This is a genomic window from Chitinimonas lacunae, assembly GCF_042650885.1.
Taxonomy (GTDB): domain Bacteria; phylum Pseudomonadota; class Gammaproteobacteria; order Burkholderiales; family Chitinimonadaceae; genus Chitinimonas_A; species Chitinimonas_A lacunae.
Genome location: NZ_JBHSBU010000001.1, coordinates 1,332,462 through 1,350,140 on the forward strand (window position 1 = coordinate 1,332,462; position 17,679 = coordinate 1,350,140).

Annotated in this window: 12 protein-coding genes; 2 read left to right on the forward strand and 10 right to left on the reverse strand. The window is 61.4% G+C overall.

All coding sequences use genetic code 11. The features are described from left to right. Window positions 1–83 precede the first annotated feature (83 nt). Complete coding sequence (locus tag ACFOW7_RS05720) at window positions 84–755, reverse strand: class I SAM-dependent methyltransferase (protein WP_378161985.1); 672 nt, start codon at window positions 753–755, stop codon at window positions 84–86. Window positions 756–1,229: 474 nt separating this feature from the next. Here ACFOW7_RS05720 and ACFOW7_RS05725 point away from each other — a divergent pair, with 474 nt between their 5' ends. Continuing rightward, window positions 1,230–1,721, forward strand: coding sequence for a helix-turn-helix domain-containing protein (locus ACFOW7_RS05725; protein ID WP_378161988.1), 492 nt, complete (start codon window positions 1,230–1,232; stop codon window positions 1,719–1,721). 199 nt (window positions 1,722–1,920) lie between these two features. Beyond that, the gene (locus ACFOW7_RS05730; RefSeq protein WP_378161991.1) at window positions 1,921–2,106 is read left to right on the forward strand and encodes a hypothetical protein; all 186 of its coding nucleotides are present in this window, start codon (window positions 1,921–1,923) and stop codon (window positions 2,104–2,106) included. Here the strand turns inward: ACFOW7_RS05730 and ACFOW7_RS05735 are convergent, their stop codons facing one another. From ACFOW7_RS05735 to typA, 9 genes are all read right to left on the reverse strand, one after another. Beyond that, the gene (locus ACFOW7_RS05735; protein ID WP_378161993.1) at window positions 2,107–2,670 is read right to left on the reverse strand and encodes a chalcone isomerase family protein; all 564 of its coding nucleotides are present in this window, start codon (window positions 2,668–2,670) and stop codon (window positions 2,107–2,109) included. It abuts the gene before it with no gap. A gap of 148 nt (window positions 2,671–2,818) precedes the next feature. Then, a complete protein-coding gene (locus ACFOW7_RS05740; RefSeq protein ID WP_378161995.1) occupies window positions 2,819–4,024 on the reverse strand; it encodes an acetyl-CoA C-acyltransferase in 1,206 nt (401 codons plus the stop codon). 95 nt (window positions 4,025–4,119) lie between these two features. Continuing rightward, entirely contained in the window at window positions 4,120–6,492 is a 2,373-nt protein-coding gene (locus tag ACFOW7_RS05745) for a 3-hydroxyacyl-CoA dehydrogenase/enoyl-CoA hydratase family protein (RefSeq protein ID WP_378161997.1), read from the reverse strand. A gap of 322 nt (window positions 6,493–6,814) precedes the next feature. Further along, window positions 6,815–8,263, reverse strand: a complete 1,449-nt coding sequence (locus tag ACFOW7_RS05750) for an OmpP1/FadL family transporter (RefSeq protein ID WP_378161999.1) — start codon at window positions 8,261–8,263, stop codon at window positions 6,815–6,817. A 172-nt stretch (window positions 8,264–8,435) separates the two neighbouring features. Continuing rightward, entirely contained in the window at window positions 8,436–10,886 is a 2,451-nt protein-coding gene (locus ACFOW7_RS05755; protein WP_378162001.1) for an acyl-CoA dehydrogenase, read from the reverse strand. 54 nt (window positions 10,887–10,940) lie between these two features. Then, window positions 10,941–11,609 carry a TetR/AcrR family transcriptional regulator gene (locus ACFOW7_RS05760; RefSeq protein WP_378162004.1) on the reverse strand — a complete coding sequence of 223 codons (669 nt, stop codon included), beginning with the start codon at window positions 11,607–11,609 and terminating at the stop codon, window positions 10,941–10,943. Window positions 11,610–12,332: 723 nt separating this feature from the next. After that, window positions 12,333–13,193, reverse strand: a complete 861-nt coding sequence (locus tag ACFOW7_RS05765) for a M48 family metallopeptidase (RefSeq protein ID WP_378162006.1) — start codon at window positions 13,191–13,193, stop codon at window positions 12,333–12,335. A gap of 502 nt (window positions 13,194–13,695) precedes the next feature. Beyond that, window positions 13,696–15,477, reverse strand: a complete 1,782-nt coding sequence (locus tag ACFOW7_RS05770; RefSeq protein ID WP_378162008.1) for a diguanylate cyclase — start codon at window positions 15,475–15,477, stop codon at window positions 13,696–13,698. Window positions 15,478–15,588: 111 nt separating this feature from the next. Next, window positions 15,589–17,406, reverse strand: a complete 1,818-nt coding sequence (gene typA, locus ACFOW7_RS05775) for a translational GTPase TypA (protein WP_378162010.1) — start codon at window positions 17,404–17,406, stop codon at window positions 15,589–15,591. Window positions 17,407–17,679 lie beyond the last annotated feature (273 nt).

Genomic DNA, 17,679 nt, shown 5'->3' on the forward strand with positions numbered 1-17,679 from the left:
CTCTGGTTCTGCCGATCAGCCCCCCGGCAGTGCCGGGGGAAGCGCTAGGGAGTCGAAGCCCGACCAATCCTGTACGGCCGCCCTCAGCGCCGCAAAGCCACCCACCCCTGCACGCTCAGCGCCTGGAAATACGGCACAGCATCGATAAAGCCCGCATTCTCGAACAGCATCCGCTGCTCTGCCGTATCGAGCGGGTAGAAATCGCTCTCCAGCCTTGCCAGCATCGTCGCCACGCCATCGGGCGTCAGTCCCAATAAAGCCGAAGCACTGCCGTGGATGGTGCGCTCCAGCGGGTCGGCAGGACGCATCAGATCAGCCGTCAACAGTGGCGCGCCGTGCTTGAGGCGCTGGGCAATCGCGCTGGTCAGCGCCTGTTTGTCCGCAAAGCCAGGAATAAAGTGGAGCACCAGCAGCAGCAAGGCGGCATCGGCGGGGGTGGTGAAAGGCAGGCTGGCAAGCTCGCCCCTATGGAGCTGCACCCGATCCACTATTCCCGCCTCGATAAATCGTTGCCGGGCAATCGCCAGCATATCCGCCGACAGATCGACCGCGATGAACCGCCAGGCCGGTCGTTGCGCTGCCAATAACAGAATTTCGCTGCCGGTGCCGGCCCCGACCACCAGAATCTCGGCCTCTTGCGGCAAACGGGTCAGCAACTGCGCCTGCGACAGCTCATGAAGCAGCGCATAACCCGGGATCAAGCGGCGGATGCGCTGATCGTATTCGTTTGATCCCTGCCCTTCAAAACGTCCCATCTCTATTCCTCCTTCTAACTCAACCGTTGTAGTGGTCCTGCCCTGATAAGGACGAAGCAGCGGGAGCAGGATTTAGCGGATAACCGCTTCCGGCCGACCTGAGCTCGGCTCCAAGCCGGCTCGCTCAGCGGTACTTGATGGAGGCATTGCCGTTGCCAGCGGAGCCGCCAGCAATGCTGGTTGCCTGGCCGATCAGACTTCGGGGTTTGCGGAGATGGGCCAGTGTCCGCGCTGGAGCCGCCACCGTGGAAAAGTACGCTGACCGGCTTCTTGCCGGCCGGATCGGCCAGCGAGCGGCCAGCTGAGCGGAGGAGGTGGAGGGTTTTAGGCAGACAGTGGGAGCGAATTGTCGAAAGCGGTGGCAAGTGCAGGATTTAGCGGGCTTCTTTTTGCCAATCATTCCCCGTTTCCTGCACTGACATGGCTCGCAAACTTACTAAACTCATTTCATCGCCCCCTTGTTGGAGTCGCCCCATGCCTCAGCCACGCCTTGTCATCAGCGACGCGGTTCCCATGGACGAGTTGGAGACTGCTGCCCGGCACGAGCCGGAAGGTCGGGTGCGATCACGCTTGTTGGCAATCCGGCATTTGCGGCTGGGCCATAACGTGCTGGAGACAGCCGGCCTGTTCGGGCTGGAGAAAAGTCAATTGCGGGCCTGGATACACCGCTACAACGCCGAGGGGCTGCCCGGTCTACGCGACCGGACCCGCTCAGGAGCGCCACCCAAGCTCAATGCCGAGCAGGAAGCGGGGCTGCGGCAATGCATCAAGGACGGCCCGCCGCCCTCGCTGGGCATTTCCTGCTGGACCGGCAATACCTTGCGCGCCTGGCTCAGGGAGACCTATGGCATCAGTTATTCCAGCTCGGGTCTGTATGCCCTGCTGCATCGGCTTGGCCTGACGGCCCAGGTGCAGCGGCCGCATCTGCGTGAGCGGCTGGATGGGAAGAAGAGTCTGCGTGGCTGAGGTGGAGTGGAGTACAAATGAAAATATTCAGCAAAACATCTGCAAGATAAGGTGCAATATTTATCAAATAAATATATTTTTATGTCCAAGCACAACAAAAAATGGGATTCTTGACATTAAGGCGCCCCATAGCTTGACGTCAGTCCCACGACCGGGCAGACTGCTGCGTCTTTTACCTGAGTCACCCTGGAGTAAGCCCATGTTGATCAAGCCGCGCAATCCGCTCGGCCTGTCGCCTTATCTGAAGAAAGGCGGCGTCCACGACAAGACGAACAAAGCCAAGCGCAAGCTCGCCAAAAACCAACTGCACAAGGAACTGGCGAACCTCAAAAAAAATCGCCGCTCCGAATCGAGCGGCGATTTTTTTTGGGCTTTGCCGGCGTAATCAGCCGCCCAGCATGCCCTTCTTCAGATCGGAACTGACCGGCTTTCTGCCCAGCCAGATCCGCATCAAGGCGCGGGAGAAATCGTCTCCGGCGATCACATCCTTGACCTGACCCCGGACGGTGATCTGGGTACCCTTGCCCGGCAGGAAATCGAGCAGGACCACATCCTTTTCCTTGACCTCCTTGACCGCGGCGAAGATGGCGTTCATTTCCTTGATTTTGGGCGCCAGGGCGGCCATCTCGGCTTCGCTCGAATTCTCCTTGAGTCCATCCATCAGCGACTCGTGCAGATCGTCCGCATTGACGTTGCGCAGCATGGTCAGCGAAATGCGGCGCGGCGTGGCAGCGTTGACCACGGCATCGCCGTCCTTGCTTTTCTGGGCGGCGTAGAGGGCAGCGACATAGACCTTGGCAATGCCGAACTTGACCCGAATGCCGCCGCCGTTGAGGACCAGATCCTGACCACCGACCTTGGCGGCATCGTCGACCTTGACGCCGCCGATCTCGGCAGCACCGGCACTCAGGCTGAGCAACAGGGCAAACAGGGCGATCCGATTCTTCATCGATTGTTCTCCTTCGAAGCAGTGTTATAGGGATGACCGTCTGCGGCCGCTGAATGACCGCATCATAGCCGAACCCTTTGCTGGGCCGCAGCAAGAAAAAAGCCGGCAAACCTCGCGGTCAACCGGCTTTTCGCGACGATGCCGCCGCTTACAGCGACTGGATAATGCCAGCGGCACCCATACCGGTACCGATACACATCGTCACCATACCGTGCTGGCCCTTCATGCCGCGACGACGCATGCCGTGCACCAGGGTAGCGGTACGGATCGCACCGGTCGCGCCCAGCGGGTGGCCCAGCGCAATGGCGCCGCCCAGCGGGTTGACGCGGCTGGTATCGAGGCCCAGGTCGCGGATCACGGCCAGCGCCTGTGCGGCAAAGGCTTCGTTGAGTTCCATCCAGGCAATATCCGCCAGCGTCAGGCCGGCACCCTTCAGTGCAGCTGGGATCGCTTCCTTCGGACCAATACCCATGATGGCCGGCGGCACGCCCTTGACGGCGAAACCGACATAGCGGGCCAGCGGTTCGAGGTTGAACTGCTTCAGGATCTTTTCGCTGACCAGCACCACGGCGCCGGCGCCGTCGGACATCTGCGAGCTGTTACCGGCCGTGACCGAGCCCTTGGCGGCAAACACGGTCTTGAGCTTGGCCAGACCTTCGAGGGTGGTGTCGGGGCGCGGACCTTCGTCGGTATCGAGCAGCTTCTCGATGATCGACACTTCGCCGGTTTCCAGATTCGGGTTGCGATAGATCGCCTTGAGCGGGCTGATCTCGTCGCGGAACTCGCCCGACTGGATAGCGGCCATGGCGCGACGATGCGATTCGAGCGCAAAGGCGTCCTGGTCTTCGCGGCTGACCTTCCACTGCTCGGCCACCTTCTCGGCAGTCAGACCCATGCCGTAGGCGATGGCGACGTTTTCGTCCTTGGCGAAGATTTCCGGGTTCAGGGCGATCTTGTTGCCCATCATCGGCACCAGCGACATCGACTCGGCACCACCGGCGATCATCACATCGGCTTCGCCGGTGCGGATGCGGTCAGCGGCAATCTGCACGGCATTGATGCCGGAGGAGCAGTAGCGGTTGATGGTCAGGCCGCCGGCCGTATCGGGCAGGCCGGCCAGCAGCGCCGAGATACGGGCCATATTGAGACCCTGCTCGGCTTCGGGGAAGGCACAGCCGGCCACCACGTCCTCGACCAGGCTCTTGTCGAGCGCCGGCACCTGGGCCATTGCTTCACGGATACAGTGGGCCAGCATGTCGTCGGGGCGCACATAGCGCATCATGCCGCGCGGGGCCTTGCCGACCGGCGTGCGCGTGGCGGCGACGATATAGGCTTCCTGGATTTGCTTGCTCATTTCGGATTCTCCAATCTTGCGGCGGGGTCCTGCCCCGCCCCGGCCCCCGCCCGCTCGGGCGGAGGCGATGCGTTCCACGGGAGGCGCTGGCCTGATCAGTTACGCAGCGGCTTGTTGTTTTGCAGCATGTAGGCGATGCGCTCCTGGGTCTTCTCGTTCTTCAGCAGCGTCATAAAGGCTTTGCGCTCGAGATCGAGAATCCACTGCTCATCGACCAGCGTGCCGGCTTCGACATCGCCACCGGTCATCACATCGGCGATAGTGGCGCCGATGTAGTAGTCATGCTTGCTGATAAAGCCGCCTTCGAGCATGTTGGTCAGCTGGCCACGGATCGAGGCTGCGCCGGCACGGCCGGCTACCGGGAAGCCCTTGACCTTGAGCGGCGGACGATAGCCCGACTCAGCCAGCGCGATCACCTGCTGCTTGGCCACATGGAGCAGCTCGTACTGGTTGAACACCACCACATCGGCCTTGCGCAGGAAGCCGAGATCACGGCCTTCCTCGGCGCTCTTGGCCACCTGGGCCATGGCGATGTTCATGTAGTAGTCCTTGAGCGAGGCGAACAGGTCACCCTTGGCTTCCTGGGCTGCACGCAGCGCGAATTCCTTGCAGCCGCCGCCGCCGGGCAGCAGGCCCACGCCCACTTCGACCAGGCCGATATAGCTTTCCAGTGCCGCCACCACGCGGTCGCAATGGAGCACGAATTCGCAGCCGCCGCCGAACACATAGCCTTGCGTCGCCGCGACCACCGGAATCTGGCTGTAGCGGATGCGCATCGAGGTCTTCTGGAACTCGGCGACCATATTGTCGATCGCGCCCCAGTCACCCGACATAAAGGCCGGCAGCATGCTCGACAGATCAGCCCCGACCGAGAACGGCTCTTCGGTCTGCCAGATCACCAGACCCTTGAAGCGCTGCTCGGCCAGTTCGATCGCCTTGTTGACGCCTTCGAGCACGGCCGGGCCGATCGAGTGGGCCTTGGACTTGAACGACACCACCAGCACATCGTCGCCACCGTAGGTCCAGGCGCGCACACCGTCGTTCTCGAACACGGTCTCGCCGTAGCTCGGCTCGGCTTCGCCCTTGAGGCGGGCCGGGAACAGCTGACGCTTGTAGACCGCCAGGGCCGAGCGCGGCTCCACGCTGTCACGGCTCGGGTTGTAGGAACCGTCGGTCTGGTGCACGCCGTCGCGCTGCTCGACCCAGGCCGGCAACGGGGCGTTGACGATGGTCTTGCCAGCGTCGATGTCTTCCTTGACCCACTGGGCCACCTGTTTCCAACCGGCCGATTGCCAGGTTTCGAACGGGCCTTCGCTCCAGCCGAAGCCCCAGCGGATGGCGAAATCGACATCGCGGGCATTCTCGGCCACGTCGGCCAGATGGTAGGCGATATAGTGGAACACATCGCGGAAGCAGGCCCACAGGAACTGGGCTTCCGGATTGGACGACTCGCGCAGCTTGGCAAAGCGCTTGGCCGGGTCTTTGATCTTCAGCAGTTCCTTGACCGCGTCGTCGCCCTTCTTGTTGGCTTCGACGTACTCGCCCGACGCCGGGTCGAGCACCAGCTTGGTCTTGCCTTCCTTCTTGTAGATGCCGACCTTGGTCTTGGCACCGAGGGCGCCGGCGGTGATCAGCTTCTGCAACCACTCGGGCGACTTGAACAGGGCGTGCCACGGATCGTTGGGCAGCGTGTCGTCCATGGTCTTGACCACATGGGCGAAGGTATCGAGACCCACCACATCGGCAGTACGGAAGGTCGCCGACTTCGGACGGCCCAGACGCGGGCCGGTCAGGTCATCGACCACATCGAAGCGGATGCCGAATTTCTGGGCATTGTGGATGCAGGCCAGCATCGAGTAGACGCCGATGCGATTGGCGACGAAATTGGGGGTGTCCTTGGCACGGATCACGCCCTTGCCCAGCGTCGTGACCAGGAATTCTTCCAGGCGGTCGAGCATCACGCTGTCGCTGGTGGCGCACGGGATGATTTCCACCAGATGCATATAGCGCGGCGGGTTGAAGAAGTGGATGCCGCAGAAGCGCGAACGCATCGACTCAGGGCAGCCTTCGGCCAGCTTGTTGATGCTCAGGCCCGAGGTATTGGTGGCGAAGATGGTGTCGGCGCCAAGATGGGGGGCAACTTTTTCATAGAGGCCGAGCTTCCAGTCCATCCGTTCGGCGATCGCTTCGATCACCAGATCGCATTCCTTGAGCAGTTCCAGATGGTCGTCGTAGTTGGCCGGACGGATATAGTCGGCACGGCTCTTCGACGACAGCGGCGCAGGATTCTGCTTTTTCAGGTTTTCGATCGCCTTCAGCACGATCCCGTTTTTGTTGCCTTCTTTGGCAGGCAGGTCGAAGAGAATGGGTTCGACGCCGGCGTTGGCGAGGTGGGCGGCGATCTGCGCGCCCATCACGCCGGCGCCGAGCACGGCGACCTTACGGACGATGAATTTGTTCTGAGACATGGGGTTCCTCGATTGTCAGGTCAATCTCGATGAAGCGATCGTAGCGTCACCACTGCCATCGCCGCAGGGCGATTCGGGGGGCTCGCAAAATCCAACCGCTGCGACGGTATCCATGATCATAGACCACCGTCTTCAAACGTTTGTTTCAGCCTAGCGCTTGCTTGGTAACTTGGCAAGACAGGGCGATTGGATTTTCCCAACCCGGCCGGGAAGCAATCGATCCGGCGAAGCCGCAGCCAAGGCTGCGGCATTCGATGCCGGACGCGCCAACAGCGCGTCCGGTCTATTTGTGCCACGTCCGGACCGGCCGCGGCAGCGCCGCTTAGAAGCGGTAGTTGTACTGCACGCCCAGGATGCTGGACTTGACGTCGTATTCACCGATGATGGTGGCGCAGCTCGAGGTGTTGCGCAGACGATCGCAAGCACCGTTGGCCAGGCCGCCATTGTCGTAGTTGTTGATCGAAGGCTTGCCGACGTGGACATAGGAATAGGCCACATCGAGCGAGCTGTCCTTCGACATCGCCCAGTTGGCGCCGATCGAGAACCACTTGCGGTCGGCATCGGGGATCGACGGGGTACGGTTGCCGTCGTTCACCGGCGAGTTGTCGTAGGCAAAGCCAGCCCGCAGCAACAGCTGGTCGGACATCTTGTAGGTGCCGCCCAACGAGACCTTGGTGGTATCGCCCCAGTTTTCTGGAGTATTGGAATCGGCCAGGGTGTTATGGAAGTCGATGCGCAGTTCCTGGAAGCGCGCATGGCCGGTACGGGTGATATCGCCCATCAGCGCAAAGCGGTCGGTGAACTGCTTATGGAACGACAACGACAGCGACTCGGGCGTATCGACGGCCAGATCGGCACCGCTGTCGGAGTACAGCGCATTGAGCTGAGCCTGGACGATGGCGCCGGCAGCGCCCAACTGGGCCAGGTTGCCAAAGGTTTGGGGCACGGTCCAGTCGGAATGGCCGGCGAGTTCGTGGCGGATCTTGGAGCGGTAGGCGAGGCCGACACGGAAGCTCGGATCAACGTCGAACATCATGCCGAGGTTCCAGCCAAAGCCCCAGTCGTCGCCCTTGACCTTCACATTGCCCGAGAAGGCCGGGTTGCCGGCCAGCAGCGGAGCCAGTTGGGCCAGTTGCGGCGCGGTCAGCGTGCCGCCGAGCAGGCCGACGGCACCGGTACCGAAGTCGGCAGCCTTCTTGAGCTTGCCTTCGATATGTTGGGCGGTGATACCGCCGCCGATCTTGAAGCCGTCGCTGACCTTGAACGAGAACGAGGGGTTGAGCGCAATGGTCTTGAGCTCGGTTTCGATCACGTTGTAGCGGCCGGCCCAGTTGTCGTCGTATTTGGTCTTGGAACCGAACGGCACGAACAGGCCAAAGCCGAAGGCCAGCTTGTCGCTGACCTGATGTGCCATATAGGCATGCGGCACGGCGGTGGGCTTCACGAAATCGCCACCATTGCCGCCGCCGGTCGAATAACCGTTAGGAGCGATCCCCGGCAGCGCCAGGGTGTGGCTGCCACGGTCGCGGTAGTCGCCGCTCGGCAGCACGATATTGAGCACGCCGGATACGCTGGTGCCCTTCAGATAGGACAGGCCGGCGGGATTGTAGAACACGGTAGAAGCGTCTTCAGCCGCAGCACCACTGGCGTTGGCCGTGCCCTGGGCACTGACCGACTGGGTACCGAAATGGTAGCCAGATGCATAGGCTTGAGAGGCAAACGCGGCGCCGATCAACAGGGCCGACAGGCGCAATGCGTGATTCTTCCTCATCGTATTCGCTCCTTGATGGAAGTGGTGGTTGGCGGGAATTTTGTTTTTATAGGCGGCCGCCTCAGAAAGCGGCGGCCGCAGAAGCTGGCGCGAGCATAACATAGCCTGCATAGCGCGCGCTTGCTCGGCGCCGCCCCGCCCGCCACGGCGCAGCGCCGATACGACACGACCCTTAGACCGGCTGACGCTCGGACAACTGGGTGTCGTGATGAGTCAGCGTGTAGTCGAAATCATCCACCATGATGACTTCACGCTTGAGACGACGAGCCCGGGTAACCATGTCGAACTCGGCCTGGGTGATCATCCCGCCCTGAAGCGCCTCGTCGAGCCGGCCCTTGGCGTTGAGCGCCTTGAACTTGCCGTCGCGTTGCAGCTTGCGTAGCTTGGCTTCGGTCGCCTCGGCGGCGATATGGGCCTTGAGCGCGTGGTTGAGTACGCCGACTGCATCGTTTTCCGACTCGGGGATAAACACGTCGCGGGTCAGGCGATCGCGCACTTCGCCCGGCTCCATCAGCAGACGGGCGATTTCGGTGCCGGTCTTGTCCGAAGCGGGCTTGAAGTGACGGCCCAGCGGGAAGATCAGCGGACGCAGCGCCAGACCGAGCAGACGGTTGGGCAGGTTGTCGAGGAAGCCGTCGATAGCCTGCTGGCAGTCGTACAGTGCCTGCTCGACCGCCCACTTCACCAGCGGCAGGTCGGCCTTGGGAGCGCCGTCGTCTTCGAAGCGCTTGAGCGCAGCAGTGGCCAGATACAGCGCCGACAGCATATCGCCCAGACGGGCCGACAGCTTTTCGCGGAACTTGAGCGAACCGCCCAGGCTGAACATCGCCATATCCGACAACAGGGCAAAGGCCGAGCTGAAACGGGTGATATCGCGGTAGTACTGTGCCGTGGCGCCCGAACGCGGGCTGCCGGCGATGCGGGCCCCGGTGAGACCCAGCACCAGCGAGCGGATCACATTGGAGCCGACAAAGCCGATATGGCCGATAAAGGCATCATCGAACTCGGCGGCGTTGTTAGACAGTGCCGCCTTCATTTCACGCAGCACAAACGGATGGCAACGGATCGCGCCCTGGCCGTAGATGATCATGCTACGGGTCAGAATATTGGCGCCTTCGACCGTGATACCGATCGGAATCGACTGATAGCCACGGGCCAGATAGTTGCGCGGCCCGAGCACGACGGCCTTGCCGCCGTGGATGTCCATCGCGTCGTTGAGCACCTTACGCATGCGTTCGGTGTTGTGATACTTGAGGATGGCCGACAGCACCGAGGGCTTTTCGCCCATGTCAAGGCCAGTCAGCGCCAGACGCTGGGCCGAATCCATCTGGTAGGTCATGCCGCCGATGCGTGCCATGGCCTCGTCCACGCCTTCGAACTTGCCGATCGACAGACCGAACTGTTCGCGGATCCGGGCATAGGCACCGGTGACGAAGCTGGCGTACTTGCCCGAGGCCACCGACATGGCCGGCAGCGAGATGCATCGACCGACCGACAGACACTCGACCAGCATGCGCCAGCCTTGGCCGGCGTAGGCTTTGCCGCCGATGATCCAGTCCAGCGGAATAAACACATCGCGACCCCAGGTCGGGCCGTTCATGAAGGCCGAACCACCAGGCCAATGACGACGGCCGATCTGCACGCCGACGTGTTCGGTCGGCACCAGGGCACAGGTGATGCCCACGTCTTCCTTGTCGCCGAGCAGGCGATCCGGGTCGTACAGCTTGAAGGCAAGACCGAGGATGGTGGCCACCGGCGCCAGCGTGATCCAGCGCTTTTCCCAGGTGACGCGGATACCCAGCACGTCGTTGTGCTGCTCACCGGTACGCGGGTCGGTATAGGAGCCACGGCACACCACACCGAAGTCGGGGATGGCACCGGCGTCGGAGCCGGCGTAGGGGCTGGTCAGGGCAAAGCAAGGCACTTCCACGCCCTTGGCCAGGCGCGGCAGATAGTAGTTCTTTTGGGCTTCGGTGCCGTAGTGTTGCAGCAGTTCGCCCGGGCCGAGCGAGTTGGGCACCATCACCGACACGGCCGCTGTACCGCCACGGGTGGCGATCTTGGTCACGATGCGGGCGTGGGCATAGTTGGAGAATTCCAGGCCGCCGTACTGTTTCTTGACGATCATGCCGAGGAAGCCCTTGTCCTTGATGAACTGCCACACTTCGGGCGGCAGATCCTTCAGTTCATGGGTGATCTTCCAGTCGTCGATCATGCGGCACAGCTCTTCGGTCGGACCGTCGAGGAAGGCCTGCTCCTCGGGGCTGAGCTTCGGGGCCGGGAACTGGTGCAGGCGCTGGTAGTCGGGCTTGCCGCTGAACAGGTCGCGATCCCACCAGACGGTACCGGCATTGATGGCTTCCTGCTCGGTTTGCGACATGGCCGGGGTGATCTTCTTGAACACGCCGAAGATCGGGCCGGTCAGCAGTGCGCGGCGCAGCGGTTTGAGGTTGAGGACAGCGGCGATCACGGCGGCACCGATCAGCCAGCCGATATGGCAGCCGCCGGCGAATACGCCGTAGGCGATGCCGCCCAGGGCGGCGGCAGTCCAAACGATCAGAGGCGCACGCAAATAGCCGAGCGCCAGAATCGCCAGGACCACAATCAAAAGGGTCAGGGCCATAGGAGTCTTTCCTTCCAGATACTTGCTTTAACTACTAAAAACCGTGGCGGCCATTCAGGCCGACTGCGCCCCGCTGGGCGCAGTCAGGCCGGCGACGACGAAAGGCACCAGATAGGTGGCGATCAGGCGCGGGTCGCGCGCATTGATCACCACGTCTTGGCTGAACAGACGCAGGATGTTGTTGCCGGCAAAGGCGTTGAAGATCACACCGAATGCGAAGTTGATCCGCCATTGCAGTTCGGCTTCGCCCAATTGCGGCAGGGCACGGCCGAATGCGCTGGCGTAGCGCCCCACCAGTTCGGCGTAATGCCGTGGCAGCGTCTCCTTCAGCACCGGATGCGGTTCGATAAAGGTCCGGCTCAGCAAGCGCACGAAGATCACACCGCCCCGTTTGGGGTCGTGGGCAATTTCGAGGGCTGCGCCCATAAAGGCGCCGACAATGGCTTCAACCGCTAGCGGTTTACCCGCAGCGGCGCGTTCGAGCTGATCCAGATTCGATACCGCCAGTTCGTTGAGCGGGGTGAGCCGCCGGGTGAAGACACCCTGGAACAGCGCATCCTTGCTGCCGAAGTGGTAGTTGACGGCTGCAAGGTTCACTTCGGCGCGCTGAGTGATCATCCGCATCGAAGTCGCCTCGAAACCGTGTTCAACGAACAGCACCTCGGCCGCATCGAGAATGCGGGTAGCGGTGTCGAACTGCTTGGTTTCTCCGGTCCCGTTCATGGCCTTCAATCTGTCTCCTTCGTCGCGAGCGTCGGCGTACCGCCTTTTTTATTGAAGCACGCACGCCTAGTTCGATCAAACGATTGTTTGAAACATACTTTTGCCATGACAGATTGTCAAGCAAGCGCTCGAATTAATGACGGATGAGAATCAGGCTTTGATGGAAGGCCGTCGAATTCAAGCCATTGATTTTCAATGGTCTGCCGGAGACCCCAGGACCACTCACAGCTCACCCGTACCACAACGGTGGCCGGACAAAAGTGTTTGATCTACAGAACACTGAAAACTTGTTCAGCAATGCAGGTTCCCGCCCTTCCCTTCCCAGACGAACGCGGCAGAATTCATGACGCCCGACAGGATCGGACGTCTTCAACAGGATTATCGCCTCCAGCCCTATCAACAAGCCTTCCTGACAAAAATAAAACTTTTGTGCAATTTGTTTTCCACATTTAGAAAGCAACGGAAACATAAATAAATAATATCCGCCTTCACCTTATCAACAGCAACCCAGCATCCCATCCAGATCAGCCAGACAACGCCCAATCATCCGACCAATCTTGCCAGCGCCATCTCCTCCATTCCGGCCTCGACCAATGGCGCTCACTTCGCGTCCGAGCCAGACCCGAGCGGCCTGCTTCACCGCTCGCTCCAAAAACAAACAAGGCGACCCAGGAAGGTCGCCTTGTTCTACAACGTCTACCGGCTCAGCCGACGGACAGTATCTTACTTGGTGCCGAGCTTGGCTTTGACGCGATCGGCACGTGCGCCCGGATCGGGATGGGTAGACAGCACTTGCGACATACCGCCCGAGCGGCCCGACAGGCCGGCCAGCTTGCGGAAGGCAGTTTCCATTGCTGCGGCGTTGTACTTGTACTTCTTCATGAATTCGAAGCCGTAATCGTCGGATTCGGTTTCCTGGCTGCGCGAGAAGCCGCTATTGAGGATGGCTTCACCGAGCGCGCCCAGTTCCGACTCGGCCAGACGGCCGGCGACGCCACTGTTGGCTGCCAGGGCCTTGCGGCCGGCCGAGGCCAGGTAGGCGGTGCGGATGGCATTGGCGCTGTGCTTGTGTTTGACGTGGCCGATTTCGTGGCCGATCACACTGCGCAGTTCGTCGTCGGTCATCAGATCCATCAGGCCCGAATAGACGCGGATGCTGCCGTCGGCAGTAGCAAAGGCGTTCACATTGGGCGACAGATAGACCTTGTAGTTGAGCTTGAGGCCATCTTCACGTTGATGGCGGCTGGTCAGCTTGGCCAAGCGCTTGGCGTATTTATTGCCCGGCGGAGCGATGCGGTTGGTGCTGTCGGAATAACGAACGTACTGCTTAGTAAGATTCTTGACATCGTCTTCGCTCAAGGTTGCCGCATTGAAGACATCGAGCGCAGCACCGGCCTTGTTGCCTTCGCTGCCGCCTTGTGCTTCCTTGCCGGAGGCGACCGCACCCAGCACGCCACCCACCACCTGTCCGGCCGCGGCCGAATCCCCGCTCTTGCCCGACGACTTCTGCCCGCCCGAAGAATTGCTGCTGGCACAACCGGCCACTAAACCTGCCATCAGCAGGGCAATCATGGTTTGCTTCATAAACATTGGAAATCCCCCCGATTCCATAAATCGAACACCCAGTCAGATACCTGGATGCGATGGTAAAAACAGGTGCGCATCCTACCCAAGTCATCCCCCCATGACAAACGGAAACATTCGTACCAAGTATTTTTACCAATAAACTGCCAGCACGCGAAAAAACGAAAAATTCCCAATAAAAATCATTACATTACACAATTTCCGCTTTCCCGAATTCATTCGCTGTCTGGCTTGGCACAACGGTCGTTCCATGCCTTGAATATTAGAAATCAATAAATATCTACAATGCGAAAAGTGCATGGGCATAGGGAGGGAATTTTTGCTGGAAGTCGAACGAGATGGCGGAAGGGGGAAATGCGGTAATAAAACCTTTTCTACAAAATTCCTGCCAGAAATGACCGGAATTGGCAGTGACTGGCAGACCAGGATGGCGTCCAGGCAGATTTATTACCTTATAGCTATATATGGCAATTCCAGTCTGGCATTTCAAAATAAAACAATGTCACAAAAATTTCTCTCCAAGCGCCTCGTCGATCTCGCCCTCACGCCACACTACCCGTCCCCGGCCAAGCTGCTTTGCTTGGAATAGTGCCCGCTCGGCCATGCCGAGCAGCAGTGCCGGCGAGCAGGCGGCTTCGGGATAGGCCACCACGCCAGCCGAGAAATCGAAACCCCGCTGCATACCAAACTCGGTGCTGATCGCCAGTGCGGTAAAGCTGCGCCGCAGACGCTCGACCTTGGCGGCCACGGCCGATGCCGGGGTATTGGGCAGCATCAGGCAGAACACCCCGCCGCCACAGCGAGCCGCCACATCGCTGCCACGCAGCGAACGCGCCAGCAGCTGGGCCAGCTCGACCAGCAGACGGTCGCCGGCACTGTGGCCCAGACGGTCGTTGATTTCCTGGAAATGGTCGAGATCGAGCATTACCACCCCAAGCGGCTCGCCGCCACGCTCGGCGCGGCGCAGTGCCTGGGTCAGGGATTCTTCGAGATAACGATGATTGAACAGCCCGGTCAGCGGATCACGGATCGCCTGCTCGGCCAATTGTCGTCGCAGCGCGGCGATTTCCTGTTCGCGCTCGCGCAGCTCGGCATGCAAACCGTCGAGACGGGCACTGTCGGCCGGTTCATCCAGTCGGGCAAGTTTGGTGCGGTGGCTGAGTTGTTCGAGTTCCAGCCGGACAGAAAGGGTGAGCTGAGCAGTCCAGCGGGCCGCCTCGGTGCGCTCGCGCGCCAGACGGATATGGCGGGCCGCCAGTTCATACGCCTCACGATGCCGACCAGCGGCGGCATGCAGTTCGGCTGCCAGCGGCAACAGATGCAGGGTGACGTTGCCATCGGGCCGCCGCCCCAGCAGCGCCAGTGCCCGCTCGACCGCAGCCAGGGCAGCGGCCGGGTCGTCTTCACGCATCAAGAGCGCCTCGGCCCAGGCGGCGTGGAGTCGGGCCAGATGGGACAGCCGATCGCGCCCTTCGGGCAAGGCTGCCAGCGCCTGGTCGAGATAGACCCGCGCCTCGGCCTTGCGGCCTGCCAGCGCACACAGCAGCGCCCCGAGCGGCAGGCCATGCAGGTGGGCAGCGCCGCCTTCGGCATCCCATAGATGGGGCAGGAAATGTTTGCAGCCTTCGTCGAACTGGCCCAGATCGATACACACGCCGCCCAGCAAGGCCGCCAGCGTGGCCGCCACGGCCGGGGTCGCCGATTCGAGCGCCAGGGTCAGTCCTTCTTCGAGCAATTGCTTGGCTTCAAGCAGATTGCCGCGTTCGCGCTGCAAGCCGCCCAGATTGCCGTGCACCATCACGGCCATCTGCGGCACGGCTGCTTCGCGTGCCTCTTCAAGCGCCCGGTACAGATAGCGCAGGCCGCTCAGATCGTCGCCATGGTGGGTGCGCCAGACCCCAAGCAGATTGGCCGCCAGCGCCCGATCAAGCGGGCCGACCCAGCCGCCGTGGCGCCGCAGCGACTCGGCCAGTTCGTCGAGCCGAACCTGGCGCCCGGCCCGGTCAGGTTCGGCCATCACTTCCAGGACAGCCAACCGCAATGAGGCGGCCGGGCTGCCGAGCGGGGGGATATGCCGCCGCAGCCAGGCCAACTCGGCGGCTGCCTCGGCGTCGCCGTCCTGGCGTAATCGGATCATCAGACGCAGCAGACGGGCAAACGGCTCACCGGCCGGATCACCCGAACGGCAAGCCGCCTCGGCCGCCAACCGTGCTGCTTCGGGCGCGGTAAACTGCGCCGCCCATTCCTCATCGATTGCCTGCAAGGCTGCTTCGACGCTTTCCATCGTCTCTCCGCTTTTGAACGACCACGCGGGGCCACCGATCGATTATGGCAGGCACAGACGAAAAAAACGGCGTACCGGTTTCCCGGTACGCCGTTATTGGCGTGAAGCCGATCAGGCGTCGCCGAAGCGGGCAGCGCGCTTGCGGTCGTTTTCGCTCAGATGGCGCTTGCGCAGGCGGATCGATTTCGGGGTGATTTCGGCCAGCTCGTCATCATCGATGAATTCGACGGCGTATTCGAGCGTCAGCTTGACCGGCGTGGTCAGCACCACGGCTTCATCCTTGCCGGCGGCACGCACGTTGGTGAGCTTCTTGCCCTTGATCGGGTTGACCACCAGATCGTTCTCACGGCTGTGAATGCCGATGATCATGCCTTCGTACAGCTTGTCGCCGGGGCTGACGAACATCCGGCCGCGATCTTCGAGGTTCCACAGCGCGTAGGCCACGGCGTCGCCCTGTTCCTGCGAGATCAGCACGCCATTGCGCCGACCCGGGATATCGGCCTTGACCGGGGCGTATTCGTCGAAGATATGGGCCATCAGGCCGGTACCACGGGTCAGGGTCAGGAATTCGGACTGGAAGCCGATCAGGCCACGGGCCGGAATCCGGTATTCGAGGCGGGTGCGGCCGTTGCCGTCCGACTCCATGTTCTGTAGCTCGCCACGGCGGCGGCCCAGTTCTTCCATCACGGCACCCTGATGGCCGTCTTCGAGGTCGACCGTCAGGATTTCGTAGGGCTCGCAACGCTCGCCGTCGATGTCCTTGAACACCACGCGCGGCTTGCCGACTGCCAGCTCGTAACCTTCGCGGCGCATGTTTTCCAGCAGAATGGTGAGGTGCAGCTCGCCACGGCCCGAGACGCGGAACACATCGGCGTCGTCGGTGTCTTCGACGCGCAGCGCCACGTTGACCAACAGTTCGCGGGTCAGACGGTCACGGATCTGGCGGCTGGTGACGAACTTGCCTTCGGTGCCGGCGAGCGGCGAGGAGTTGACCAGGAAGTCCATGGTCAGGGTCGGCTCGTCCACCTTGAGCAGCGGCAGGCCGATCGGGGTTTCGCGGTCGGCGATGGTGACGCCGATACCGACTTCTTCGATACCCGAGATGATCACGATATCGCCGGCTTCGGCTTCATCGACCGGCACGCGCTCAAGGCCCTTGAAGCCCAGCACCTGGTTGATACGGCCTTGGCCGACCTGGCTGTCGCCATTCATCACCGCCACCGACTGACCGGGCTTGATGCGGCCATTACGGATGCGGCCGACGCCCAGGCGACCGGTATAAGTGGAGTAGTCGAGCGCGGAAATCTGCAGTTGCAGCGGCGCTTCGGGATCACCCTGGGGCGGCTGGACGTGCTTGAGCACGGTCTCGAACAGCGGCCGCATGGTGTCGGAGGGCGTATTCAGATCGAGGGTGGCAAAGCCGTTCAGGGCCGAGGCATAGACCACCGGGAAGTCGAGCTGTTCGTCGTTGGCGCCGAGGTTGGCGAACAGGTCGAAGGTCTGGTTGATCACCCAGTCGCAACGCGCGCCCGGACGGTCCACCTTGTTGATCACGACGATCGGGCGCAGACCCAATGCCAGCGCCTTCTTGGTCACGAAACGGGTCTGCGGCATCGGACCTTCGACCGCATCAACCAGCAGCAGCACGCCATCGACCATGCCAAGCACCCGCTCGACTTCACCGCCGAAGTCGGCGTGACCGGGGGTGTCGACGATATTGATATGGGTGCCTTCGAAATTGACGGCGGTATTCTTGGCCAGAATGGTAATGCCGCGTTCTTTTTCGAGGTCATTGGAGTCCATCACGCGCTCGGCCACCTGTTGGTTGTCGCGGAAGGTACCGGCTTGTTGCAGCAGTTTGTCCACCATCGTGGTCTTGCCGTGGTCGACGTGGGCGATGATGGCGATGTTACGAAGCGCGCGGCTCATGGGTCAGCTCGATAAGAATGATTTACTTGAAAAGCCAGCGATTTTAGCATGGCTTTGTCGAACGCATGCAGGAAACATTTGTGTTTCTCTTTATTTTTCAGCATAATGCCGACCTTCGCGTTACCCGACGCGGTATTCATCGTCCCTGACCTCCGCGCCGAATCCGTAGTTTTTGCGCGCTGTTACCGGTTAGCGTCGATGCAGGCGCTGCCGATCCATATCTGGGCATTTAGCCCGTTCGATCTCAGCTTAATACGGTCCTGTTACGGACCC

What these genes read in the sequence shown, in the direction of transcription:
- ACFOW7_RS05720 (WP_378161985.1), bottom strand. Translation starts at nt 755, where the DNA reads ATGGGACGTTTTGAAGGGCAGGGATCAAACGAATACGATCAGCGCATC.
- ACFOW7_RS05725 (WP_378161988.1), top strand. Translation starts at nt 1,230, where the DNA reads ATGCCTCAGCCACGCCTTGTCATCAGCGACGCGGTTCCCATGGACGAG.
- ACFOW7_RS05730 (WP_378161991.1), top strand. Translation starts at nt 1,921, where the DNA reads ATGTTGATCAAGCCGCGCAATCCGCTCGGCCTGTCGCCTTATCTGAAG.
- ACFOW7_RS05735 (WP_378161993.1), bottom strand. Translation starts at nt 2,670, where the DNA reads ATGAAGAATCGGATCGCCCTGTTTGCCCTGTTGCTCAGCCTGAGTGCC.
- ACFOW7_RS05740 (WP_378161995.1), bottom strand. Translation starts at nt 4,024, where the DNA reads ATGAGCAAGCAAATCCAGGAAGCCTATATCGTCGCCGCCACGCGCACG.
- ACFOW7_RS05745 (WP_378161997.1), bottom strand. Translation starts at nt 6,492, where the DNA reads ATGTCTCAGAACAAATTCATCGTCCGTAAGGTCGCCGTGCTCGGCGCC.
- ACFOW7_RS05750 (WP_378161999.1), bottom strand. Translation starts at nt 8,263, where the DNA reads ATGAGGAAGAATCACGCATTGCGCCTGTCGGCCCTGTTGATCGGCGCC.
- ACFOW7_RS05755 (WP_378162001.1), bottom strand. Translation starts at nt 10,886, where the DNA reads ATGGCCCTGACCCTTTTGATTGTGGTCCTGGCGATTCTGGCGCTCGGC.
- ACFOW7_RS05760 (WP_378162004.1), bottom strand. Translation starts at nt 11,609, where the DNA reads ATGAACGGGACCGGAGAAACCAAGCAGTTCGACACCGCTACCCGCATT.
- ACFOW7_RS05765 (WP_378162006.1), bottom strand. Translation starts at nt 13,193, where the DNA reads ATGAAGCAAACCATGATTGCCCTGCTGATGGCAGGTTTAGTGGCCGGT.
- ACFOW7_RS05770 (WP_378162008.1), bottom strand. Translation starts at nt 15,477, where the DNA reads ATGGAAAGCGTCGAAGCAGCCTTGCAGGCAATCGATGAGGAATGGGCG.
- typA (WP_378162010.1), bottom strand. Translation starts at nt 17,406, where the DNA reads ATGAGCCGCGCGCTTCGTAACATCGCCATCATCGCCCACGTCGACCAC.